Source organism: Pseudomonas sp. 39004 (assembly GCF_028682155.1).
Lineage (GTDB): Bacteria > Pseudomonadota > Gammaproteobacteria > Pseudomonadales > Pseudomonadaceae > Aquipseudomonas > Aquipseudomonas capeferrum.
Map to the genome: position 1 here is coordinate 1 of NZ_JANIAG010000028.1, position 24,177 is coordinate 24,177.

Here is a 24,177-nt window from a genome sequence, read left to right on the forward strand (position 1 = left end):
CAGCGATTATGCCGATGCTTACTATATTTTCGCCATATTGGGCATGTCGCAACTGGCGCAGACCTACGCCGGCACTGCCGGCTTCGTACTGATGATGCTGCAGAAACAACATGTCGCCATGCGCATTTCGGTAGTCAGTGGCGCGTGCATGATCGCCGCCGGGCTACTGGCGATGTGGCTGTATGGAATCATCGGATTAGCCGTGGTATACAGCCTCGGCGGGGTCTGCCAGTCACTGGCGCAAATCTATTGCGTCAAGCGGATATTCAATCTGAACACCACCGCGGATTACACTTCATTGCGCCGCTTCGTGCGCCTTTATTACCGTCGAAAGGTCTCTCATGGTCGCCAGTAACATACAGCCCAAGGTTTCGATCGTCATTCCTACCTACAATACTGGGCGTTATGTGCTGGATGCGATCGACAGTGTGCTTGCGCAGACCTATCCGCATGTCGAGCTGATCGTCGTCGACGATGGTTCGAGCGACGAGACCCCTGCCCTGCTCGAGCAGCACCCAGGCAATTTCATTCGCTATCGGCAGGCCAACGCCGGGCAGAGCGCAGCGATGAACTTTGGCTGGCAACAGAGCAGCGGTGAGCTGCTGGGCTACCTCAGCGCTGATGATCGGCTGCATCCGGGCGCGGTCGAGGCCATTGTCGCTGCCATGGCCCAAGCGCCCGAGGCGGTGCTGGCCTACCCGGACTTCTGCGTCATCGACGAAGACTCCAAACCTGTACGCACCGTGCACACCCCTGATTATGAAGAGCGCCTGCTGATCGCCAACTTCCAGTGCCTGCCTGGGCCGGGGGCGTTGTTCCGCCGTTCGGTGTGGGAGCAGGTGGGCGGCTGGAACACTGGCCTGCGCAACATCCCAGACATGGACTTCTTTCTGCGCCTTTGCCAACACGGGCCATTTACCCGCGTGCCTACACCGCTTGCAGATTTTCGCATCCATTCCGGCTCGACCACTTACAACCCCTGCAACGCCGAACGCTCCGACGAGCCGCTGCGGGTAATCAACAGCCTGTACCAGACGCGCGGGCTGTCGCCCTCCATCCTGGGCTGGAAGCGCAAGGCGCTGGCCAATGCCCTGATGCTGTCTGGCTTCATGCACGGCTTCTCTGGCCGCTATGCGCTGTTCCTGGCGCGCATGGGCAAGGCGGCCCTGCTCGACCCTTCATCGCTCCTGTCGCGCAAGATGGTCAGCTATGTATTGACCATCGTCAGGCCTAAATCCAAAGCCTGAACATTGGCCAGGGCAGTGTCTGCGCAACACTCAACTGAACAGCAACACCGGGGTGCGTCAATGATTCAAGCTGTCCAAGGGCACTTGCTGGGCAATCGCTACCTGCAAGCCACGGCGATGATGATCGTGGCCATTGCCACGGTCGCGGCAGCCTTGAATTATCCTGCCTCGCTGCTGCCGCTGTTGCTCAATGGCGCGCTGGCGGCGCTGCTGGTGCGCAGCGTGCTGAACAACCGCACCAGCTTCTTTTCGTTCTTCCTGCTGGCCTTTCTGATCCTTGGCTGCTGGGCAAAGCTGGTGCTGCACTTCATTCTGGATACCCAGTTTATCGAACCGATAGGCGCCTTCGACGACTCACCGCAGTTGTGGGACGCCGCGCTGATGGCGCTGAACATCACCTTCGCCACACTGCTGGTCTGCCAAACCATCGCCTCACGCCAGCGGCCCCCGGTGGCCATCTCTGTCGACAAGCCCCGGGCACTGCTGGTGCCCGCCCTGTGGCTGGCGTTGGCGCTGACTGGCCTGCTGCTGGCACTCAACTTCAAGTACGCCATTCTCAAGGTAGGCACCGAACCCGCCCTCAAGCTGCCCAGCGTCGTTTATGTGCTGGTATCGTTCATGATCGCCTGGGGCAACCTGATCCTTCTGGCCACCCTGGGTTACTGGCTGGTGCAGGCACGCAGGATGAAGCTGGAGGTGCTGTTCTACATTCTCATTCTGGAAGGCGCGATAACGGCGGTGTCCATGGGCAGCCGGGCGCAGATGATCCTCCACGTCGCGGCTCCATTCGTGGTCTACCTTACCCACAGCCGTGAGCTGGTCACGGCGTTACGCGTGGTCCAGTGGGTCAGGATCCTGGCCGTCACCGCAGCGCTGTTCGTGGCTTCGCTGCTGCTGGTTTCCGCCGATCGCCTGCATTCGTTCGCCCAGGCCAGGCCGGTCGGGGCGCCGGTTGCCGTCAGCAGCCAGCTACTGGCCAGCGCCGCCAACCAAACCAGCGCCCAACCGAACCTCGCGCTCAGCGGCATGACCCTGGTCCCCGCCGACGCCGCCCAAGCCGTCACGGCCATGCTCGCCCCCGCCATGCCGTTGTTGCGCATCGCCGCCCAGGCAGTACCGCTGCCTGTGATGCCACCCGAAGAAACAGCCCAGATCAAGCGCGAACGCTGGAAAGGCATGCTCATGGAACTGAGCAAGCTGGTGGTGGACCGTTGGGTAGGCCTGGAAGGCGTACTGGCGGTCGTCAGCCACGAGGACACCGGCTGGCCGCTGTTTGTCCGCAGCCTCGCCGAGCGCCCGGAAAGCGGCACCCAGGCAATCTACCAGCGGATGTCGGATGCGCAGTACCAGACCTTCGAAAACTTCACCTTCATGACCATTCCGGGCCCGATTGCCATCCTGCTCTACAGCGGTAATCTTGCCTTGCTGGCAGGAGGCCTGGCGTTGTTGTTCCTGGTCGGCACCCTGGCCGAACGGCTGGCCAGCCAGCTGGTCGGCAATATCTTCACCCAAGCCACCATAGGCGTAGCGTTGGCGTATCTGGTGGTGCAAACCAACTTCCCCCGCGTGCAGTTCTTCTTCCTGATCGAACTGGTGGGTTTCATCGCAGGGTTATATCTGGCACGCATCCTGGTGACTGCGCCACGGCCAGGTCAGGCATCCCTCATACCGACCCCTTAGCCCCTGTCGCAGTTGTAAGAAAATTCCGACGAACGTCGTGTTTTGCACCGCACACTTTCGCTCAACTTTTGTCACAGTTAGGTCAACCCTCATTATTACAGACCAGGCACATGCCGCTGCTGAACCCAGCAAGCGGCATGCCCAGGTGTGATCAGGCAGATCCCCTACGATGACAGCAGCTATCAGGACTTACAGCGCGACCCCGTCCCTCGATGCATGCGTAGCGCCGCTTTTTGCGCTGTGTGCATGGGTGACGCTGAACCCGTATTTTCTCTGGTATTCGTTGCGCCATATGGCGGTTGCAGGGCTGCTCTCAGGTTGCCTGGCCGTCGTTGCATTCCTGCTCGGTGATCGGCCACGCCGGCGCGAGCTGCCAGGGTTCATCCTGATCTGCCTGTTCGTGGTCTATATCAGCATGCTGCCCAAGATCGACGGCACCACCACACGCTGGTATTTCGTACTCCCAACGCTGATGGCATTGTGTGTGTTTTCCGACCAGCGACGCGGCAAGGTGCTGCAGTGGTTTGGCTGGATCTTTGCTATCAGCCTGATCCCCGGCATCGTTGTGTCCCTGTGCGCCATCGCCAACATCCCCATTACGCTGGACCGCGTGCCCCTGCTCAACCCGACAATGGCCGAAGCGGGCGGGTACTACTTGCATGCCCCGGGCGCGTTGCTGTTGTCGGGCAACAACCTGTCGCTTCCCTGGGGAGGCGAACTGTATCGGCTGTGCGCGATGTACGATGAACCCGGCATGGTCGGCACCCTCGCCGCCTTCCTGTTGGCGGGCAACCGGTTCCGCCTCAAGCCCTTCCCGTTTCTGATCATCTTCGTCGGCGGCGTGCTGTCGTTCTCGCTGGCTTTTATCGTCATGGCATCGCTGGGCTTCCTGTTCCGCCTGGTACAGGCCCGTTCACCGATCACGTTGCTGCCCTTGGCCGTGCTTGGCCTGTTCGGCCTGCTGGTGCTGGGCATCATCAAGCCCAGCGCACCGCCGCCACCTGTCGCGCAGGCAGCCACGCAGGCAGCCGATGAAAAAGCAGTGACTCAGAGTGGGGATCTACTGTTCTCACCCGCCGCCGACTCCGCCAACGGGTCAGCCAATGATGCTGCGACAACGCCGCAAGTGCCGGCAGCCCAGCAGCCAGAGCAGCACCTTCGCCAGACTCAGTACCTCAATAACCGGTCGCTGCCGGAAATGGACAAACTGTTGGCGCGCTATTTCGATGCTGACACCAAAACCCTGCTGTTCGGCATGGGCGCTGACTCCAGCGTGGTGTATGGCGGGGTGTCCCAGGTTGTCACGCGATTGCTCACGGACTTCGGCCTGATAGGGGCGCTGTTGTTCGCCCTGAGCATGATCAGCCTGACCTTGGCCATTACGCACAATGCCAAGCGCCGGTTGTGGGTGTTGCTGTTCTTCGTGCTGTTCGCGCTGAGCATCTACCAGCGGCCCATCGTCTGGATGCCCTATGCCTTCACCATGTTCATCTGCAGCTCGACCCTGGCCGGGCGCCGCAAGTCTGCATCGAACCTGCAGCAGCCAGCTACCTGAAGCCGCTGACGCCGTGCACGTAGCCCATGCTACGTGCACGGCGCAACCTCAATCCTTCATCGACCCACTGCGCAGCAGTTGGGTGAAGCGACGCAGCATGACCTGAACCGTCGCCGACCAGGTGTAATGCTCAAGGATGAAGGCTTTGAGCCGCGCGCCCTTGGCCTTGAGCTCAGCCTCATCTTCCAGCATCCGTTGCAGCCCTGAAGCGATGCCCTCGGCATTGGCTGGAACCACCATGCCGCCCTGTACATCCTCGACCTGGTTGAACCCGCAGGTGTCGGTCAGCAGTACCGGCAGCCCGACCACCCCTGCCTCCAGTGCAACCAGCGACATGGCTTCCGAGCGCGACGGGATGACCAGCAGCATCGCCTGGCGATAGACCTGGGTGCGTTGCGCCTCATTCAGAAAACCGATGAAGTGGATCCGCTCGGCCAACCCTGACGCGCTCACCTGTGCCTGCAGTGCTTGTTGCATGCCAAAATCCGGCCCCGCCATCACCAGCGGGTACCGCTGCGCGGCCGGCGTATCGAGGTAGGCCTGAATCAGATAATCCGGCCCCTTGACCGGGGCTAGCCGCCCCATGAACAGAATGAAGGGTTCGTCGGGAACAACGACGGTGGGTGCCTGTTGCTGCTCGCCTGGCTCGGCCACGGCATTGCCGATCACCGGCACACTGGCCTGAGGGACGTCAGCTACCTGCGCGATCACGCCCTGCTCCAGGTCGGTAATCGCGATGAAGCCCGAGGCGCCTTTGATCAGCCAGCGCCCGACGCTCAAGTGGAAGGCTTTCTTGATCGTTGATGGCGCCCCCACCGAAGCGAATTCCCCTGCCGGGCACAAAACGTAGGGGCGCCTTGCGAACAGCGCGAGCAGGCCCATGGCCACGCTCAGCAGGTTCCAGTAACCCATGATGTGCAGCACATCGGCATTCCGCACTAGGCGCCAGGCACGCCAGGGGTTGAGCAACGGGATGGGAAAGTGCCGGCCGATACGGCCGGTGATGTAGCTTTGCACGCCGTGCTCATCGAACTCGCGCTGCCAGGAGTTGCCGGTCATGGCGATGGCTGCACAACCGCTCCCCGCCTTTGCCAGATGGGTGGCCAGGTGGCGGGTACGCTCGGCCGTGCCACCGCCCAGCTTGGCATCGAGTGAAATGTTGACCAGCAGTACCTTCATGCCGACTCCTTGAGCACTGCAATGTAGCGGTGCAGTTGTTGCTTGAAGTCTGCCGTCGGGGGTTGCCGCCATTCGGCAAGCCGGGCTTCGCTGAAGCGTCGCATGGGGTTGGCATTGCTGACCTTGCGCAGGCGTAGCAGCAGCCCTAACAAGGCCTGGGGCACATGCGGCAGGTAGCTGATCGATGGCCGCCCGAATGCCTTCAGCAGGGCATCCTGCAGGTAGCCGAAGTTGTTCTCGGCCGCCGCATCATCGGTCACCAGCACCACCTCGCCTTGACGTATCTCGGGCACTTGCGCCACGAACACCAACGTCTGCCCCACCTTTTCGACACTGACCAGGTGCATCCGCCGCGGCCCGTACAGCACCCGGCGCAAGCCCAGCTTCCAGGCCGGGGCACTGGAAACTTCACGCACGAACGACACGATGTTCAACCCACCATCGCCAAACACCGCACCCAGGCGCAGCACCAGTACTTCAAAACGGCTGGCCGCCACCGCCCGCACCAAGGCCTCGGCAGCGGCATGCTCGCGCTCGTAGGGGGTTCGGGGCTGGATCGGGGTAGCGGCATCGACCACCGGGTCCGGGGCAGCGCCGAAGACATCGATACTGGATACATGCACGTAGCGCTTCACCCGCACTTGCTCGCAGGCTTTCAGCACATTGACGATGGCAGGTTCGAACCAGCCGCTGCCATCCGGCCTGAGCAGGTTGATCACGGTACAACCGGGCGCCAGGATGACCGCCAGCGATTCGGGGTCATCCACATCGAACCGTTCGATGCGCACATTGGCGGCGCACAACCAGTCAGGTTCGGTACGGTGAATCGCATAGACGACTTCGGTGTCACGAAGTGCACTGCATGAATCAAGGAAGTGCCGGCCGACAAAGCCGCTTCCCCCAATAACCACCAGCTTGTTCATGTGCTGTTCAATCCTCCATGCGGCCTGTTTCGGCAGTCGCCTTTGCCCCACTCGGTCGCACCACCGGGCCTCGCGTAACAGAGGGGCAGGCATTGCGGGGGTCAGTGGGCGGCACGCCGGGGCATGCCGGTGCTGGGCACGGCAGAGATGCAGGGCTGCCCGCGATCAACCGACGGGCAGCCTTGGCGAGGTGCTTTACTTGGACCAGACCGTGCGGTTGATGTAGTCCGTGTAGCTGTAGACGATACGCACGACCTGCTTGGACACCGGGCCGCCGAGGTAGTCCTGCACAACCGGTATCACCCGCTGGGTGCGGTCATGCTGACTGATCACCACGCGAACGGCATCCAGTACGCGATCCGGCGTGAGGCCGCACATGATCAGGGTACCTTCGTCCATGCCTTCGGGCCGCTCATGGGCATTACGAATGGTCACTGCTGGAAGATTGAGCAGCGAAGCCTCTTCGGTAATGGTCCCGCTGTCGGAGAGCACGCACAACGCACCCATCTGCAGGCGGATGTAGTCCAGCAGGCCGTAGGGTTTGACGAAGCGGATCAGCGGGTGATCGAGGCTCTCGCCCAGGTCTTCGAGGCGCTTGCGGGTGCGTGGGTGGGTCGAGACGATGATCGGATGGCCATAGGCATCGGCAAGCGCGCGCAACGAGGCAAGCAGGTCGCGCAAGTTCTGCGGCGTGTCGACGTTCTCTTCGCGGTGCGTGCTGACGATGAAGTACTTGCCCTCCTCCAGCGCCTCGCGCTCCAGCACCGTCGAGGCATCGATCCGCGGCCGGTAGTAGTCGAGCACTTCCTGCATGTGCGAGCCGGTCTTGATGATGGTTTCCGGGCGGATACCTTCATCCAGCAGGTAACGCCGGGCATGCTCGGTCAGTACCATGTTGATGTCGCTGAGGTGGTCGAGCACCTTGCGGTTGAGCTCCTCCGGCACGCGCTGATCGAAACAGCGGTTACCCGCTTCCATATGGAAAACAGGAATCTTCCGACGCTTGGCGGCAATTACCGCCAGGCAAGTATTGGTATCGCCGTAAAGCAGCAGCGCATCGGGCTTTTCCAGCTCGAAGATTTCATCCGACTTGGCAATCACTTCGGCGATCGTACCGGCCGCCGTCGTACCCACGGCGCCCAGGAAGTGGTCCGGCTTGCGAATGCCCAGGTCGTCGAAGAACACCTGGTTGAGCTCGTAGTCGTAGTTCTGCCCGGAGTGCACCAGGATGTGGTTAGCCTGCTCATCGAGTTCAGCGATGACGCGGCTCATCTTGATCAATTCGGGCCGAGTACCGACCAGGGTCATGACCTTAAGCATTGAGTTCTTCCTGGATGTAGTCGAGTTTCAGCAGCAGGGCCTTGATGCCCTCGATATCAAGCCGCTCGGTATTGTGGGAGGTGTAGTCATCGAGCTCGGAGATATGCTGCTCGCCTTCGACAAAGTACTTCTTGTAGTTCAGGTCGCGGTTGTCGGCAGGGATGCGGTAGTAACGGCCCATGTCATCGGCCTTGGCCATCTCTTCCCTGGAAATCAGCGACTCATAGAGCTTCTCGCCATGGCGGGTGCCGATCACTTTTACCGGGTTTTCCCGCTTGAACAGCTGCTTGAGTGCTTCTGCCAGGTCTGCGACGGTCGACGCTGGCGCTTTCTGCACGAAGATGTCGCCCTGCTCGGCATTTTCGAATGCGTGCAGCACCAGGTCGACGGAGTCTTCCAGCGACATGAGGAAGCGCGTCATGTTCGGGTCTGTCACCGTCAGCTCGTTACCGGCCTTGAGCTGGTCGACAAACAGCGGAATTACCGAGCCACGCGAAGCCATGACGTTGCCGTAACGGGTCGCACAAATCACCGGGCCTTGCTGAGGGATCATCCGCGACTTGGCGACCATGAGCTTTTCGGCCATGGCCTTGGAGATGCCCATCGCATTGATCGGGTACACCGCCTTGTCGGTACTGAGTACCACGACGCGCTTCACGCCATTGGCAATGGCCGCGTTCAACACGTTCTCGGTGCCGATGACATTGGTCTTGACCGCTTCCATGGGGTAGAACTCGCAGGACGGTACTTGCTTGAGCGCTGCGGCATGGAAGATGTAGTCGACCCCGACCATCGCCTCGGCAACACTTTGATAGTCGCGCACGTCGCCGATGTAGAACTTCACCTTGTCATTACCCAGGGCGATACGCATGTCTTCCTGCTTCTTCTCGTCACGGCTGAAGACGCGGATTTCCTTGACCCTGGTGTTTAAAAAACGCTTGAGTACCGTATTGCCGAAAGAGCCGGTACCACCGGTGATCATTAGAATTTTGTTATCGAACACGTGTGCGCTCCTTGTAATACGTTATTGACGCTGTGCGTGCATGAATTCTATGAGCGCCGGCCAGGTTGGCGGCTGGTAGCCGGCATCGGCGCGAAAACGCGAGGAGTCCAGCGAGCGGTCGATCACCAGCTTGTCATCCGGCACGATCTGGATGTCCTTGCCGTATACCTGCGCCACTTGCTTGAGCAGCTCATATTTGTCGATAGGCTCGGCCGAGACGTGATAAAGCCCCTTCAAGGTGGGGTTTGGAATCACGTACTCCAGCATGACCCGGGCCAGCTCGGCAGTCGGCAGCCCAGAGAAGATCGCTTTGTTGAAACCTTTGACGCTGCCTTGCTGGGACAGGAACCAGTCAACCAGCGAGGCGTTGCTCTGCAATTCATGGCCAATGATCGAAGTGCGCAGCGTCACCGCATCGTCCAGGTCATGCAGTTCGCCGATGAACTTGGATTTACCGTACAGGTCGGTGCAATCGGACTCATCCTGCTCACGGTACATGCCCTTGGTACCTGAAAACACACAGTCGGTGCTGACATGGATCAGGCGCGCGCCCGCTACCCGGCACAAGGTTGCCAGCCGATGAGGCAGCATGGCGTTGATGGGCAAGGCGGTCAGCGGGTCCTTGGCATCGGCCAGTTGCTTGATCAGGCCCACGCAGTTGATCACCACGTCGGGGCTGGCTTTGGCAAACGCCGCCATCAGCGCGTCGGCATCGAGCACGTCGACCCCGGTCAACAGGCACTCTGACTGTTGTGGCGTGAAATGCCTGAGCGCGGACGAGGACCGCAGGGTGCCCAATACACGATGTTGTGAATTCGCCGAGAAATACCGGAAGACGGCGCTCCCCAACATGCCCGAGACACCCAATACCAATATGTTCATCGCGTCGTCTTGTCCTGTTCAATCCGTTGTTCGAACATTCGCACCAGTGTCTTGCACTGCGCCCTGAGTTCGAAATGTTTCAAGAAGTAGGCACGTGCCTTGGCGCCCATCTGCTCGCGCCGCTCCATGGGCATCGTCTGCATCGACTGTATGCAGGCTGCGAGCCCGGCACCGTCTTGCGCCGGGCAGGTTATACCGGCGCCAGCGTCGTTGATCACGCGGGCACCCTCGCCGTCCAGGCAACCAATGATCGGCCGGCCGGCTGCCAGATAAGCCTGCACCTTGCTTGGAATTGTAAAACTGAAAATCTCATCACGCTTGAGTGTAACCAGCAACGCCGAACTGAGCGCGAAGAGTTCAGCCATTGCCGACCGCGGGTAGGCTCCGGTGATGATCAGGTTATCCAGCCCCCACTTGTGTTTTTCTTCGCTCAGCCATGCCGCCTTGCTACCCGTGCCAACCATCACGATCCTGGCTTGCGACTGCTCGGCCTGCAGGATACGTGCGGCTTCGATGACGGTTGACAGCCCCTGGGCACTGCCCAGGTTGCCGGCAAAGACGACGCAGAAATGTGCTCGCAGCAGTGCCGTCAGCGATTCGGGCAAGGGGCTGACTTCGCCAGACTCGTCTTGCTGCAGGTAGGAATTGGGGTAGTAGTTGATCTTGTCTGCCCGCGCATAGCGCTTGACCGGCTCGATGAACGCCCGCGACTGCACCAACAACACATCGACCGCCCAGTACAGCCCGCGCACCAGCAGCCCGACAATGGACAGGAGGAACTTGTTACGCACGAAGCCGGTAGCTTCCAGGCTTTCTGGCCACAGATCCTGAACCCACAGAAAAACCGGCGCGCGGTGTACGCGCTTCATGGCGAGGGCAGGGATGACGGAAATGATCGGTGACGGCGCAAAGACGAAATAGATATCGAACTTGCTGCGCTTTGCGTGGCGCCTGAAATACCTGACACCATTGGCAACAAACGACAGGTAATTAAGGATGAGGTTTTTCGCCCCACCGTGCTTGCGCGGCCGCAGGGGCGCACGGTGAACTGTAACCGTGTCGGCGAAGCGATCTTCGACAGGATCATTGGCGGTATAACCTGGGAAAACCTCTCCACCTGGATAGTTAGGTTTGCCCGTGAACACTTCAACATGCACGCCCAGCGCACTCAACTCCCGAACGATATCATTGATGATGAAGTTCTCAGGGTAGAAATACTGGCTGACCACAGCAATTTTCAAAGGGGCTTGCGTCACACTGACTTATCCTTCTGGGCGTGGCGGTATCGGTGCTGCATGAAGTGCCCTGAACCCTCGCGGTAGCGGGCGCGGATGCTATCAGATGGCAAGCGCTGGCCTGCGGAATACAACCATTTCGCCATCACCACTAATCCACCGCCATTCCACGAACCTCGGAATACCAGGAGACAAGCAGCCCACTACTATTGTCCTAGCCACTTCCCGATGTTGACGCATGTTATTGTAGTTACCCAAGGATCGCCATCCTTTGGCCATCAATTAATAAACTGTAGCTTGCTAATGTTTTGCTGCAACCCATGCCAACACACGGCCATCAAGCTACTACCCTGCGCCAGCGGCTTCAACCCCTTGGCGCAACACCCACGATAAGTCTCTCATTTGCGATTGCAAGTTCCACACACGCGTGAAAAAAAGCTGCCATCCATCGGATCGTACGTAGCATTTCGCCGCCCAGTGTGGAGATAGATCCCTATTTGGCGAAATTGCCAACCTGCCTCTGTGCATAGCCCGGCCCGTCAAGGAACACTGACCGATACCGTATATCCCTGCTGCTTGGATTGCGCTTCAATAGCCTTGCCCAAGGTTTTTTTTGCCGCCTGCTCACCGTGAACCAGCACCACACGCCTGGCCGGCTGCGGGCCTTGCGAAGCGAACCGCACCAGCCCCGCCTGGTCGGCATGCCCCGAGTAGCCTTCGACGGTCATCACCTTCGCACGTATCTCATACCCCTGCCCGTCCAGATCAATCTGCACCAAGTCCTGTTTGCCTTCGCTTGCCTGTATGGCGGCGCCAGGCGTGCCTTTTGCCTGATAGCCAACAAAAAGCACCTCATGCCGCGGATCTTCCAGCATCGCCTTCAGGTAGTTGACGATACGGCCGCCCGAGCACATGCCATTACCCGCTAGCACGATCGCTGGGCGGCCCGTACTCTTGAGGTAATTGACCACCTGTTGGTGCCGGGCATGGGTATCAACGGCAACGAGTTGGTCGAACCCCAGCGGATTGCGCCCCTCACCCACGCGCTCCCTGGCCTCGGAGCTCCAGTAATCGTGCAGTTCACGGTAGGCGCTGGTGATGCGCTGTGCCAACGGCGAGTCGAGGATGACGGGCAACTGTGACCAATCGAGGCCATCGCGCGCGGATGCTGCCGTATCAGACAGCAATGACTTGTGATGCAGGATGTCCTCGATCTCGTACAGCAATTCCTGGGTCCGGCCGAGACTGAATGCGGGGATAAGCAGGGTTCCGTGGTCTGCCAGCGCATGATCGATGGCGGTTTCCAACTGCTGCCGGCGATTGCTGCGTTGCGGGTGCAGACGGTCACCATAGGTGCTTTCGAGTACGAGCACGTCGGCACGTTCTGGCGGCTGCACAGGGCGCAACATGGGATTACGACCGCTGCCCAGATCCCCCGAGAACACCCAACGACTATCACCCCCAACCAAGCGCACATCGCACTCTACATAGGCAGAGCCCAGCAGGTGGCCAGCGCGCTGCAAGCGGATGCGGCAGTCGACACCAGCGCGTTCGACAACATCATGCCAATGCCCGAACGGCACCGATATGATCAGCGCATCAAGGATGTCGAGATAATGTGCCACGTGTACCGGTTCACGACTGATGCTCAACCTGTACGCATCCTCCAACACCAGCGGAAGAAGCTTTGCAGAAGGTTCGCTACAGAAAATGGGGCCTCGGTAGCCGGCTGCCAGCAGCGCCGGAATACGGCCAACATGGTCGATGTGCACGTGGGTGAGGATTAGCGCCTGAACGCTACCCACGTCGAAACCAAGGGGGGCGGACTCTGCGCCCGGCGACGCATCGGCACCTTGCTCCAGACCGCAATCGATCAGCAGGCTGACACCGTGGTCAAGGTGAAGCTGGTGACAAGACCCGGTGACACCTCGGGTGCCGCCATGATGAGAAAGGACGGGGAATTCCATGCTGCCGCGTACTCGCCTGGGCCGACAATGAAGTCCGCTATTACTTCACGACAGCCGTTCCAGGCATAGAGGAAATGCCCCAAGCATGCGTAAGAAATTTCCTTAGTTACCGCTTAGTGCCGCCTCACGGGCAGAAGCGCGAATTTTGCGTTTGCTGCGCTGCACACCGTAGGCGCCCAGCAGTGGGCCGACCGCCAACCCGACGACCAGCGCCGCCAGCACGAGCACCGCAACCGGCACGGCCGGTGCCGCCCAGCCGAACAGGACCAGCGAGACAGCCTGCTGATTCTCCAGCACGAAGAACAGCACCACAGCCGCCAACAACAGCACGAACACCGCCGCCAGGGCGCGCTTGAGGTTCCGCATCAGATTGCTCCTTGGTTGATCAGGCTTCAGCCTCGTCTTCTTCATTGACCCGATCACGCAGCTCTTTGCCGGGCTTGAAGTGCGGCACGAATTTGCCTTCGAGGCTGACCGACTGGCCGGTCTTGGGGTTGCGGCCGACACGGGGCGCACGATAGTGCAGCGAGAAGCTGCCAAAACCGCGAATCTCGATGCGATCGCCCGTGGCGAGGCATTGTGACATCTGCTCAAGCATGGTCTTGATGGCTAGCTCCACATCCTTCGAGGAGAGCAGCCCCTGATGGGTGACAATACGTTCGATCAGCTCCGACTTCGTCATATTTTTCCCTTCGTTATCAAGCAGCTAGATCATTGCTTAACCAGTTTGTAGCACGCCGGGAAGGATTTGAACAGGGTGGTTCTTGACTTAATAAAAAAATTCAAGATTGAAGTTTTACAAGAATGGTCTAGCCGGCAAGGGCCTATGGGTGTTCTGCTGTGGATTTACGGTGACACGGCAATCGAGCGCCGCCCGCGCGGCGCATCGCGAGCTGCGCTCGCTCCTACGTTTGTTGCGGGCCAGTTTTTCCTGCGAGATTTGCGCGCGAACGCCTTGGCGCATGGCTCGATATCGCGTCGTACAAACAAGGCGGTCGCGCGCGACTGTCACAGGCATGACTGGCCCAAAACAAACGTAGGAGCGAGCGCAGCTCGCGATGCGCCGCGCGGGCGGCGCTCGATCGTCCAGGCGCCCCAAAACTAACGGCGAACACCATAAAACCCGCGCAAACACAAAAAAAAAGGCGACCCGAGGGTCGCCCTTTTTACCGATCAAACAGAACTTAGTTCTGCTTGGCCATTGCTTCGCGCAGCAGCGCAGCCATGGTGGTGTCGGCAGCCGCTTCCGGAGCGTTTTTCAGGCTCTGGATGGCTTCACGCTCTTCAGCGTCGTCTTTCGATTTGATCGACAGGCTGATAACGCGGGACTTGCGGTCAACGCTGATGATCTTGGCTTCGATCTCTTCGCCTTCCTTCAGAACGTTACGCGCGTCTTCAACGCGGTCACGGCTGATTTCGGAAGCTTTCAGAGTGGCTTCGATGTCGTCGGCCAGGGTGACGATGGCGCCTTTGGCGTCAACTTCTTTCACAATGCCCTTGACGATAGCGCCCTTGTCATTGACAGCAACGAAGTTGGAGAACGGATCGTCTTCCAGCTGCTTGATGCCCAGGGAGATGCGCTCGCGCTCTGGATCGACCGACAGGATGACGGTTTCCAGCTCGTCGCCCTTCTTGAAACGACGTACGGCTTCTTCGCCGGTTTCGTTCCAGGAGATGTCGGACAGGTGAACCAGGCCGTCGATGCCGCCGTCCAGGCCAATGAAGATACCGAAGTCGGTGATCGACTTGATGGTACCGGTGATCTTGTCACCCTTGTTGAACTGGCCGGAGAAGTCTTCCCATGGGTTGGACTTGCACTGCTTGATGCCCAGGGAGATACGACGACGCTCTTCGTCGATGTCCAGAACCATGACTTCCACTTCGTCGCCAACCTGAACGACTTTCGACGGGTGGATGTTCTTGTTGGTCCAGTCCATTTCGGAAACGTGTACCAGACCTTCAACGCCTTCTTCCAGCTCAGCGAAGCAGCCGTAGTCGGTCAGGTTGGTAACGCGAGCTTGTACGCGAGTACCTTCTGGGTAGCGGGCAGTGATAGCAACCCACGGATCTTCGCCCATCTGCTTCAGACCCAGCGAAACGCGGTTGCGCTCACGGTCGAACTTCAGAACGCGAACGTCGACTTCGTCGCCAACGTTAACGATTTCGGAAGGATGCTTGATGCGCTTCCAGGCCATGTCGGTGATGTGCAGCAGGCCGTCGATACCGCCCAGGTCCACGAAGGCGCCGTAGTCGGTGAGGTTCTTGACGATACCTTTGACTTGTTGGCCTTCCTGCAGGGTCTCCAGCAGGGCTTCGCGCTCGGCGCTGTTCTCGGCTTCCAGCACGCTGCGACGGGAAACGACAACGTTGTTGCGCTTCTGGTCCAGCTTGATGACCTTGAATTCCAGCTCTTTGCCTTCCAGGTGGGTGGTGTCGCGCACAGGGCGGACATCAACCAGGGAGCCCGGCAGGAACGCACGGATGCCGTTAACGTCGACAGTGAAGCCGCCCTTAACCTTACCGTTGATAACGCCCTTGACCACTTCTTCGGCGGCGAAAGCTGCTTCCAGAACAATCCAGCACTCGGCGCGCTTGGCTTTTTCACGGGACAGTTTGGTTTCGCCAAAGCCGTCTTCGACCGCGTCCAGCGCAACGTGAACTTCGTCACCGACCTTGATGGTCAGCTCGCCAGCTTCGTTGTAGAACTGCTCGAGCGGGATGACGCCCTCGGACTTCAGGCCAGCGTGTACGGTAACCCAGTCGCCGTCGATGTCGACAACGATACCGGTGATGATCGCACCCGGCTGAAGATTGAGGGTTTTCAGGCTTTCTTCAAAGAGTTCTGCAAAGCTTTCGCTCATTTTAATTCCTGTAGATTCGGGCGAAACAGACGCCCATCGCCACATTCCAGACAATGTGGGTTTCGTTATTTAAAAGGAAAGCCGGCAGGACGTTGACTGGTGCACCTGCCTGCTCTCCTGGCTATCAGTGAAGGTCGCGTAGTGCGATCTCACTCCTGATACGTTGCAACACCTGCTCGATGGACAACTCGGTGGAGTCCAACTGAATGGCATCGGCCGCTGGTTTCAGCGGGGCCACTGCACGTTGGGTGTCACGCTCATCGCGTGCACGAATCTCATCCAGCAGACTCGACAGACTAACATCTTCGCCCTTGCCCTTCAACTGCAGGTAACGGCGACGTGCCCTCTCCTCCGCGCTGGCGGTGAGAAAGACCTTCAATGGCGCATCCGGGAACACCACGGTGCCCATGTCACGCCCGTCGGCAATCAGGCCTGGAGCTTCCTGGAATGCGCGCTGACGCATCAGCAATGCATCGCGCACGGCGGGCAGCGAAGCCACCATCGAGGCGCCCGCGCCGACGGTTTCGGTGCGGATGACGTTACTGACGTCCTCACCCTCGAGGATGATCTGTTGCAGCTTACCGGGCTCGGCCGCGATGAACTGCACATCCAGATGGGCGGCAAGCTGCTTGAGCAGCTCTTCGTTGGTCAGGTCGACACCGTGATTGCTCGCGTTGAAGGCCAGCAGACGGTACAGCGCGCCAGAGTCCAGCAGCCGCCAGCCCAGCTCGCGGGCCAGCAGCCCGGCAACCGTGCCCTTACCCGAACCGCTTGGCCCGTCGATGGTGATGACTGGCGCCTGGGTGTTCACGACTTGCCCTCTTCAGCCACACGAATGCCAACTTCGGCACACAGCGCCAGGAAGTTGGGGAACGAGGTGGCGACGTTGGCGCAGTCATGGATACGGATCGGCGCACTGGCGCGCAGCGAGGCAACGCTGAAGGCCATGGCGATTCGGTGGTCACCGTGGCCGTGCACTTCACCGCCGCCAATCTGGCCGCCGTCGATGATGATGCCATCCGGGGTCGGCTCGCACTTCACGCCCAGGCTGATCAGGCCGTCGGCCATCACCTGGATACGGTCGGATTCCTTGACCCGCAGCTCTTCGGCACCGCGCAGCACGGTGCGCCCTTCGGCGCAGGCCGCGGCAACGAACAACACCGGGAACTCGTCGATGGCCAATGGCACCAGGTTTTCAGGGATATCGATACCCTTCAGCTGGGCGCCGCGCACGCGCAGGTCGGCCACCGGCTCGCCGCCGACTTCACGCTGGTTCTCCAGGGTGATATCGCCGCCCATCAGGCGCAGGATGTCGATTACACCGGTACGGGTCGGGTTGATGCCGACATGCTCGAGCACCAGCTCCGAGCCCTGGGCGATCGAGGCCGCGACCAGGAAGAACGCCGCCGACGAGATATCGGCAGGCACTTCGATGCGGGTTGCAGTGAGCTTGCCGCCGGACTGCAGCGACGCCACCGGGCCATTGGTCTGCACCGCATAACCAAAGCCACGCAGCATGCGCTCGGTGTGGTCACGGGTCGGCGCAGGCTCGGTGACGGTGGTCTTGCCTTCGGCGTACAAGCCGGCCAGCAGCAGGCACGATTTGACCTGGGCACTGGCCATCGGCAGCGTGTAGGTGAGCGCCTTGAGCTTGTGACCACCACGAATGGTCAACGGTGGGCGGCCTTCGGGGCCGGTCTCGACCACTGCGCCCATTTCACGCAGCGGGTTGGCCACACGGTTCATCGGGCGCTTGGACAGTGAGGCGTCACCGGTCATGGTCACGTCGAACGCCTGGCCAGCCAGCAGGCCGGACAACAAGCGCATCGAGGTGCCGGAGTTGCCCACGTAGATTGGCCCGGGTGGCGCCTTGAGGCCGTGCAGGCCGACGCCGTGAATGGTCACGCGCCCCTGGTTCGGGCCTTCGATGACCACACCCATGTCACGGAAGGCCTGCAAGGTCGCCAGCGCATCCTCACCTTCGAGGAAGCCTTCGACCTCGGTCGTGCCTTCGGCCAGCGAGCCGAGCATGATCGAGCGGTGGGAAATCGACTTGTCGCCCGGTACACGGATTCGCCCGGACAGGCGGCCACCCGGTTGGGCCAGGAAAATCAGATCGTTGGCGTTCATAGCGTCCACATAGGCCCGGCGGGCCAGGATTTTACTGAAATGCTCGCGGGCAACACGTGCGCGGGTGAATACACCCAGCAACTGGTGCCCGTCCCCTGCATCGATCGCGTCGCGCAAGGCGTCGAGATCGCTGCGATATGTATCAAGCGTGCGCAGGACAGCTTCGCGGTTGGCGAGGAAGATGTCGTGCCACATGGTCGGGTCGCTGCCAGCGATTCTCGTGAAATCGCGAAAGCCCCCCGCAGCGTACCGGAAGATCTCGAGGTTTTCATTGCGCTTGGCCAGCGAATCGACCAGGCCGAAGGCCAGCAGGTGCGGCAGATGGCTGGTGGCAGCCAGCACTTCGTCATGGCGCTCGACCGGCATGTGTTCGACATCGGCATCCAGTGCGCGCCACAGGCGGTCGACCTTGGCCAGGGCGACCGGGTCGGTTTCCGGCAGCGGCGTGAGGATGACTTTGTGGCGGCGGAACAGGGTGGCATTGGAGGCCTCTACCCCACTTTGCTCGGACCCAGCGATCGGGTGGCCGGGGACGAAGCGCGACAGCCGCTCACCCAGCACCTGGCGCGCAGCGCGAACCACATTGCCCTTGGCGCTGCCGACGTCAGTGATCACGGCGCTGCCAAGGTCGAGCGGGGCCAGGCGCGCGAGGAGCTTTTCCATGGCCAGGATGGGGACGGCCAACTGGATGACGTCGGCGCCGACACAAGCGGCGGCGAGGTCTTCTTCGCAGCGGTCGACCACGCCCAGGGCCACGGCCTGCTTGCGCGAGGGGGCATCCAGGTCGACGCCGACCACTTCGCGACACAGGCCGCTTTCACGCAGGCCCTTGGCGAAGGAGCCGCCGATCAGGCCCAGGCCTACGACGACCAGGCGCCCGATGATTGGCGCGGGTTTGTTTGTTACGGCATCTACCACGAGTGCGAACCCTGTTCAGAAATCAAGACAGTCTGTGGGGCCACTGGGGCCGCTGTGCAGCCCCCAAGGCCATCAATCAAAGCACCGCCTTCGGATACGACCCCAGCACCTTCAGCCCCACAGCCTCCTGGCTGATCTGCTCCAGCACCGCCTTGATCAACGGGTCACGGTGGTGGCCGACGAAGTCGATGAAGAACACGTAGGTCCACTTGCCGCTGCGCGACGGACGGGTCTCGATGCGGGTCAGGTCGATACCGTTCTGATGGAACGGCACCAGCAGCTCGTGCAGGGCACCTGGCTTGTTGCTCATCGAAACGATGATCGAGGTCTTGTCGTCGCCGGTCGGCGGCACTTCCTGGTTGCCGATCATCAGGAAGCGCGTCGAGTTGTCCGGACGGTCTTCGATCTTCTCGGCCAGGCGGGTCAGGCCATACAGGTTCGCCGCCATGTCGCCGGCGATCGCTGCCGAGTTCCACTCACCCTTGACCCGTTTGGCCGCCTCGGCATTGCTCGAGACCGCCACGCGCTCAACGTTCGGGTAATGCGCATCCAGCCACTTGCGGCACTGGGCCAGGGACTGAGCGTGGGAGTAGATACGGGTGATGCTGTCGGTCTTGGTGCTCTCGCCCACCAGCAAGTGGTGGTGGATGCGCAGCTCGACCTCACCACAGATCACCATGTCGTGCTCGAGGAAGCTGTCCAGGGTATGGCTGACCGCACCCTCGGTGGAGTTTTCCACCGGCACCACGCCGAAGTTGACGGCGCCAGCCGCCACTTCGCGGAACACTTCGTCGATGGCCGCCATCGGGCGGCTGATCACGGCATGGCCGAAGTGCTTCATCGCCGCGGCCTGGGTGAAGGTGCCTTCAGGGCCCAGGTAGGCGATTTTCAGCGGCTCTTCCAGGGCTAGGCAGGACGACATGATCTCGCGGAACAGCCGCGCCATCTCTTCATTGCCCAGCGGCCCCTTGTTGCGCTCCATGACCCGCTTGAGCACAGCTGCTTCGCGCTCAGGGCGGTAGAACACCGGCTTTTCGCCCTCGGCGAGCGTGGCGGTCTTGACCCTGGCCACTTCCTGGGCACAACGGGCGCGCTCACTGATCAGCTCGAGGATCTTCTCGTCGAGGCTGTCGATGCGAACGCGCAGCGCCTTCAACTCGTGTTCGGACATCAGCCGTGCTCCTTCTCGAATTCCGCCATGTAGCCAACCAGCGCCTCAACCGCTTCCAGGCCCAGGGCGTTGTAGATCGAGGCGCGCATGCCGCCGACCGAACGATGGCCCTTGAGGTTGAGCAGGCCACGGGCGTCGGCACCGGCCAGGAAGGCTTTGTCCAGGCGCTCGTCGGCCAGGCGGAACGGCACGTTCATCCACGAACGGGCATTGATGCTGATCGGGTTGGTGTAGAAGTCGCTGGCGTCGATGAAGCCGTACAGGCGGTCTTTCTTGGCGCGGTTGCGCTGCTCCATCGCTTCGACACCACCCTGCTCCTTGAGCCACTCGAAGACCAGGCCCGAGAGGTACCAGGAATAGGTGGCGGGGGTGTTGTACATCGAGCCGTTGTCGGCCGAAACCTTGTAGTCGAGCATGGTCGGGCAGCTGCTGCGGGCCCGGCCCAGCAGGTCTTCGCGAACGATCACCACCACCAGGCCGCTTGGGCCGATGTTTTTCTGCGCGCCGGCGTAGATCAGGCCGAACTGCGACACATCGATCGGGCGGGAGAGGATATCGGACGACATGTCGACCACCAGCGGAACGTCGCCGGTCTCGGGAACCCAGTCAAATTGCAGGCCACCAATGGTCTCGTTGGACGCATAGTGGACGTAAGCCGCGTTCTTGGTCAGGTTCCAGTCGTTCTGACCCGGGATAGCCAGGTAATCGTAGGGCTTGGCACTGGCGGCGACATTGATGTTGCCGAAACGACGCCCTTCCTCGATGGCCTTCTTCGACCAGATGCCAGTTTCGACGTAGTCGGCGGTACCGTTTTCCGGCAGCAGGTTCAGTGGGATTTCGGCGAACTGCTGGCTGGCACCGCCCTGCAGGAACAGGACCTTGTAGTTGGAGGGGACGGACAGCAGGTCACGCAGGTCCTGCTCGGCCTTCTCGGCGATGGCCACGTAATCGTCGCTGCGATGGCTCATTTCCATCACCGACAAGCCCTTGCCATGCCAGTCCAGCATTTCGGCCTGGGCGCGCTGCAGGACAGCGTCAGGAAGCGCAGCAGGGCCTGCGCAGAAGTTAAAGGCTCGTTTGCTCACATCCACTCTCGCTCTGCCAAAATAGAACAAATCGTCACTTGCTGGCCCCGCCCCTGTAGGAGCGGCCTGCTCAATCAGTCAAACGGGGCGACCTTGGTCGCCCCGTTCGGGTTGTTGCGTGTGCTTACTCTTGCGGTGCCTCTTCGGCGCCCGCGCCGTCATCATCGACAGCCTCCGGCGCGTCACCTTCCGGGTCCGCCTCGACCAACTCGTCGAGCTCTTCCTCGGATGGCTCCTGGATACGCTCCAGGCCGACCAGCGTTTCGTCCGCCGCCAGCTTGATCAGCGTAACACCCTGGGTGTTACGGCTCAGGCTGGACACCTCGCCAACCCGTGTCCGCACCAAGGTACCCTGGTCGGAGATGAGCATGATCTCTTCACCTTCCTGGACCTGGATGGCACCGATCAACAGACCGTTGCGCCCCTTGGTGCCCATGGCGATCACGCCCTGGCCACCACGGCCGCGACGCGGGAACTTGGACAACGGCGTACGCTTGCCGAAGCCACGCTCGGAGGCGGTGAGGATCTGCGCGCCGGACTCAGGAATCAGCATCGAAATGATCTGCTGCCCCTTGCCCAGCTTCATGCCACGCACACCACGGGCGGTACGGCCCATTTCGCGCACCACGCTCTCGGCGAAGCGGATCACCTTGCCGGCGTCGGAGAACATCATGACTTCCTTGGCACCATCGGTGATGGCCGCGGCAATCAGGGTGTCACCTTCTTTGAGCTTCAGGGCGATCAGGCCGTTGGTGCGTGGACGGGCGAACTGCACCAGCGGGGTTTTCTTGACGGTACCCGAAGCAGTCGCCATGAAGATGTACGCGCCAGTCGGCTCAGCTACCCACTCAAGGGTGTCGCCCTCTTCTTCATCGATTTCTTCCGCTTCGACCACTTCGCCTTCGATCACGCTTTCGTCGCCGTCTTCCAGCTCTTCATCCGGATCGGCGCTTTGCTGCAGGGCTTCGAGATCGATCTGCAGCATCGCGGTGATGCGCTCACCTTCTTCCAACGGCAGCAGGTTGACCAGCGGGCGGCCACGGGCAGCGCGGGAGGCCTCCGGGATCTCGTAGGTCTTCTTCCAGTACACCTTGCCCTTGCTGGAGAACAGCAACAGGGTGGCGTGGCTGTTGGCGACCAACAGGTGCTCGATGTAGTCCTCGTCCTTCACACCGGTCGCCGACTTGCCTTTGCCGCCACGGCGCTGGGCCTGGTAGGCGGACAGCGGCTGGGTCTTGGCATAGCCACCGTGGGAGATGGTCACCACGCGCTCTTCTTCCGGGATCATGTCGCCGTAGTTGAGGTCGTGGCTGGCGTTGAGGATTTCGGTGCGGCGGGCATCGCCGTATTCGGCGCGGATCGCTTCCAGCTCTTCGCGGATCACTTCCATCAGGCGCTCGGCGCTGCTGAGGATGCGGATCAGTTCGCCGATCTGCTCGAGGATTTCCTGGTACTCGGCCAGCAGCTTCTCGTGCTCGAGGCCAGTCAGGCGGTGCAGGCGCAAGTCGAGGATCGCCTGGGCCTGTTCCGGCGACAGGTAATACTTGCCTTCGCGCAGGCCGAATTGCTCTGGCAGGTCTTCAGGGCGGCAGGAGTCGGCGCCGGCGCGCTCGACCATCACCTGCACAGCGCTGGATTCCCAGGCAGTGGCAATCAACGCTTCCTTGGCTTCAGACGGCGTCGGCGAAGCCTTGATCAGGGCGATGACCGGGTCGATGTTGGACAGCGCAACCGCCTGGCCTTCAAGGATGTGGCCACGCTCGCGGGCCTTGCGCAGCTCGAACACGGTACGGCGCGTGACCACTTCACGGCGGTGACGGACGAACGCTTCGAGCAGGTCCTTGAGGTTGAGCAGGCGCGGGCGACCGTCGATCAATGCCACGACGTTGATGCCGAACACGCTCTGCAGCTGGGTCTGCTGATAGAGGTTGTTGAGCACCACCTCCGGCACCTCGCCGCGACGCAGCTCGATGACGATGCGCATGCCGTCCTTGTCGGACTCGTCGCGCAGCTCGGTGATGCCTTCGATCTTCTTCTCTTTGACCAGCTCGGCGATCTTCTCGATCAGGCGCGCCTTGTTCAGCTGGTACGGCAGCTCGGTGACGACGATCTGCTGGCGGCCACCGACCTTGTCGATGTCCTCGACCTCGGAGCGGGCACGCATGTAGATGCGGCCACGGCCGGTGCGGTAGGCCTCGATGATGCCCTGACGGCCATTGATGATGCCGGCAGTCGGGAAGTCCGGGCCCGGGATGAACTGCATCAGTTCATCGATGGTGATTTCCGCATTGTCGATCAGCGCCAGGCAGCCGTCGATGACCTCGCCGAGGTTGTGCGGCGGGATGTTGGTCGCCATGCCCACGGCGATACCGCTGGAACCGTTGACCAGCAGGTTGGGGATCCGGGTCGGCATGACCGCAGGGATCTGCTCGGTGCCATCATAGTTGGGCACCCAGTCGACAGTCTCTTTGTGCAGGTCGGCCAGCAGCTCGTGGGCCAGCTTGGCCATGCGCACTTCGGTGTATCGCATGGCTGCAGCGTTGTCGCCGTCCACCGAACCGAAGTTGCCCTGGCCGTCGACCAGCAGATAGCGCAGCGAGAACGGCTGGGCCATACGCACGATGGTGTCGTAGACCGCAGTGTCGCCGTGCGGGTGGTACTTACCGATCACGTCACCGACCACACGGGCGGACTTCTTGTACGGTTTGTTCCAGTCGTTGCCCAGTTCGCTCATCGCATAGAGAACGCGACGATGCACGGGCTTCAAGCCGTCACGTGCATCGGGCAGCGCTCGCCCGACAATCACGCTCATCGCGTAGTCGAGGTAAGACTGTCTCAGTTCGTCTTCGATATTGACCGGGAGGATTTCTTTGGCCAGTTCGCCCATGAGAAGCCTGATTCCTTTTTCTGGTGAAACTTCGCAGCTCCATCAAGGGCCGAACGAAGCTCGCCGCCGCGACGCGCAGTGGTGCGACGACTTACGACAAATCAATGAGTTGTGCCATGGATCTGCGCAAATTT

19 protein-coding genes are annotated in these 24,177 nt (G+C 60.9%); 4 read left to right on the plus strand and 15 right to left on the minus strand.

Going from position 1 to position 24,177, the window contains the following annotated elements:
• The 4 genes from NP534_RS07355 to NP534_RS07370 form a co-directional block, all read left to right on the plus strand.
• A partial coding sequence (locus NP534_RS07355; protein WP_274098298.1) for a polysaccharide biosynthesis C-terminal domain-containing protein occupies positions 1 to 355 on the plus strand: 355 nt, incomplete at its 5' end.
• A complete protein-coding gene (locus NP534_RS07360; RefSeq protein WP_274098299.1) occupies positions 342 to 1,247 on the plus strand; it encodes a glycosyltransferase in 906 nt (301 codons plus the stop codon). The genes NP534_RS07355 and NP534_RS07360, both read left to right, overlap by 14 nt.
• 60 nt (positions 1,248 to 1,307) lie before the next feature.
• Complete coding sequence (locus tag NP534_RS07365; RefSeq protein WP_274098300.1) at positions 1,308 to 2,927, plus strand: hypothetical protein; 1,620 nt, start codon at positions 1,308 to 1,310, stop codon at positions 2,925 to 2,927.
• Between the two features lie 250 nt (positions 2,928 to 3,177).
• Entirely contained in the window at positions 3,178 to 4,482 is a 1,305-nt protein-coding gene (locus NP534_RS07370; RefSeq protein WP_274098301.1) for a hypothetical protein, read from the plus strand.
• Positions 4,483 to 4,530: 48 nt separating this feature from the next.
• On the opposite strand, the gene NP534_RS07375 is transcribed toward NP534_RS07370, so the two are convergent.
• The 15 genes from NP534_RS07375 to gyrA all read right to left on the minus strand — a co-directional run bounded on the left by NP534_RS07375 (position 4,531) and on the right by gyrA (position 24,043).
• Positions 4,531 to 5,661 carry a glycosyltransferase gene (locus NP534_RS07375; protein WP_274098302.1) on the minus strand — a complete coding sequence of 377 codons (1,131 nt, stop codon included), beginning with the start codon at positions 5,659 to 5,661 and terminating at the stop codon, positions 4,531 to 4,533.
• On the minus strand, positions 5,658 to 6,584 hold the full coding sequence (locus tag NP534_RS07380) for an NAD-dependent epimerase/dehydratase family protein (RefSeq protein WP_274098303.1): 927 nt from the start codon (positions 6,582 to 6,584) through the stop codon (positions 5,658 to 5,660). Before NP534_RS07380 ends, NP534_RS07375 begins: the two co-directional genes overlap by 4 nt.
• Before the next feature lie 195 nt (positions 6,585 to 6,779).
• The gene (gene wecB, locus NP534_RS07385) at positions 6,780 to 7,904 is read right to left on the minus strand and encodes a non-hydrolyzing UDP-N-acetylglucosamine 2-epimerase (RefSeq protein WP_274098304.1); all 1,125 of its coding nucleotides are present in this window, start codon (positions 7,902 to 7,904) and stop codon (positions 6,780 to 6,782) included.
• Positions 7,897 to 8,907, minus strand: coding sequence for a polysaccharide biosynthesis protein (locus tag NP534_RS07390; protein WP_033700690.1), 1,011 nt, complete (start codon positions 8,905 to 8,907; stop codon positions 7,897 to 7,899). Before NP534_RS07390 ends, wecB begins: the two co-directional genes overlap by 8 nt.
• A gap of 21 nt (positions 8,908 to 8,928) precedes the next feature.
• Positions 8,929 to 9,789 carry a dTDP-4-dehydrorhamnose reductase family protein gene (locus NP534_RS07395; RefSeq protein WP_274098305.1) on the minus strand — a complete coding sequence of 287 codons (861 nt, stop codon included), beginning with the start codon at positions 9,787 to 9,789 and terminating at the stop codon, positions 8,929 to 8,931.
• Positions 9,786 to 11,045, minus strand: a complete 1,260-nt coding sequence (locus NP534_RS07400; RefSeq protein WP_274098306.1) for a glycosyltransferase family 4 protein — start codon at positions 11,043 to 11,045, stop codon at positions 9,786 to 9,788. Before NP534_RS07400 ends, NP534_RS07395 begins: the two co-directional genes overlap by 4 nt.
• 518 nt (positions 11,046 to 11,563) lie before the next feature.
• Positions 11,564 to 12,991 (minus strand): MBL fold metallo-hydrolase RNA specificity domain-containing protein, encoded by a 1,428-nt coding sequence (locus NP534_RS07405; RefSeq protein ID WP_274098307.1) that lies wholly within the window; start codon positions 12,989 to 12,991, stop codon positions 11,564 to 11,566.
• Between the two features lie 102 nt (positions 12,992 to 13,093).
• Positions 13,094 to 13,357 (minus strand): lipopolysaccharide assembly protein LapA domain-containing protein, encoded by a 264-nt coding sequence (locus NP534_RS07410; RefSeq protein WP_274098308.1) that lies wholly within the window; start codon positions 13,355 to 13,357, stop codon positions 13,094 to 13,096.
• A 19-nt stretch (positions 13,358 to 13,376) separates the two neighbouring features.
• A complete protein-coding gene (ihfB, locus tag NP534_RS07415; protein ID WP_003252675.1) occupies positions 13,377 to 13,673 on the minus strand; it encodes an integration host factor subunit beta in 297 nt (98 codons plus the stop codon).
• 502 nt (positions 13,674 to 14,175) lie between these two features.
• Positions 14,176 to 15,852, minus strand: a complete 1,677-nt coding sequence (gene rpsA / locus NP534_RS07420; RefSeq protein WP_003252673.1) for a 30S ribosomal protein S1 — start codon at positions 15,850 to 15,852, stop codon at positions 14,176 to 14,178.
• Between the two features lie 124 nt (positions 15,853 to 15,976).
• Positions 15,977 to 16,663, minus strand: a complete 687-nt coding sequence (gene cmk, locus NP534_RS07425; RefSeq protein WP_033700694.1) for a (d)CMP kinase — start codon at positions 16,661 to 16,663, stop codon at positions 15,977 to 15,979.
• On the minus strand, positions 16,660 to 18,867 hold the full coding sequence (locus tag NP534_RS07430; protein WP_274098317.1) for a bifunctional prephenate dehydrogenase/3-phosphoshikimate 1-carboxyvinyltransferase: 2,208 nt from the start codon (positions 18,865 to 18,867) through the stop codon (positions 16,660 to 16,662). The genes cmk and NP534_RS07430 overlap by 4 nt, the downstream gene beginning before the upstream one ends.
• A gap of 109 nt (positions 18,868 to 18,976) precedes the next feature.
• Positions 18,977 to 20,071, minus strand: coding sequence for a prephenate dehydratase (pheA, locus tag NP534_RS07435; RefSeq protein WP_033700696.1), 1,095 nt, complete (start codon positions 20,069 to 20,071; stop codon positions 18,977 to 18,979).
• Positions 20,071 to 21,156: a 3-phosphoserine/phosphohydroxythreonine transaminase gene (gene serC / locus NP534_RS07440; protein ID WP_033701507.1), complete on the minus strand. Its 1,086-nt coding sequence runs from the start codon at positions 21,154 to 21,156 to the stop codon at positions 20,071 to 20,073. Before serC ends, pheA begins: the two co-directional genes overlap by 1 nt.
• Before the next feature lie 124 nt (positions 21,157 to 21,280).
• On the minus strand, positions 21,281 to 24,043 hold the full coding sequence (gene gyrA, locus NP534_RS07445; RefSeq protein ID WP_274098309.1) for a DNA gyrase subunit A: 2,763 nt from the start codon (positions 24,041 to 24,043) through the stop codon (positions 21,281 to 21,283).
• Positions 24,044 to 24,177: the final 134 nt, after the last annotated feature.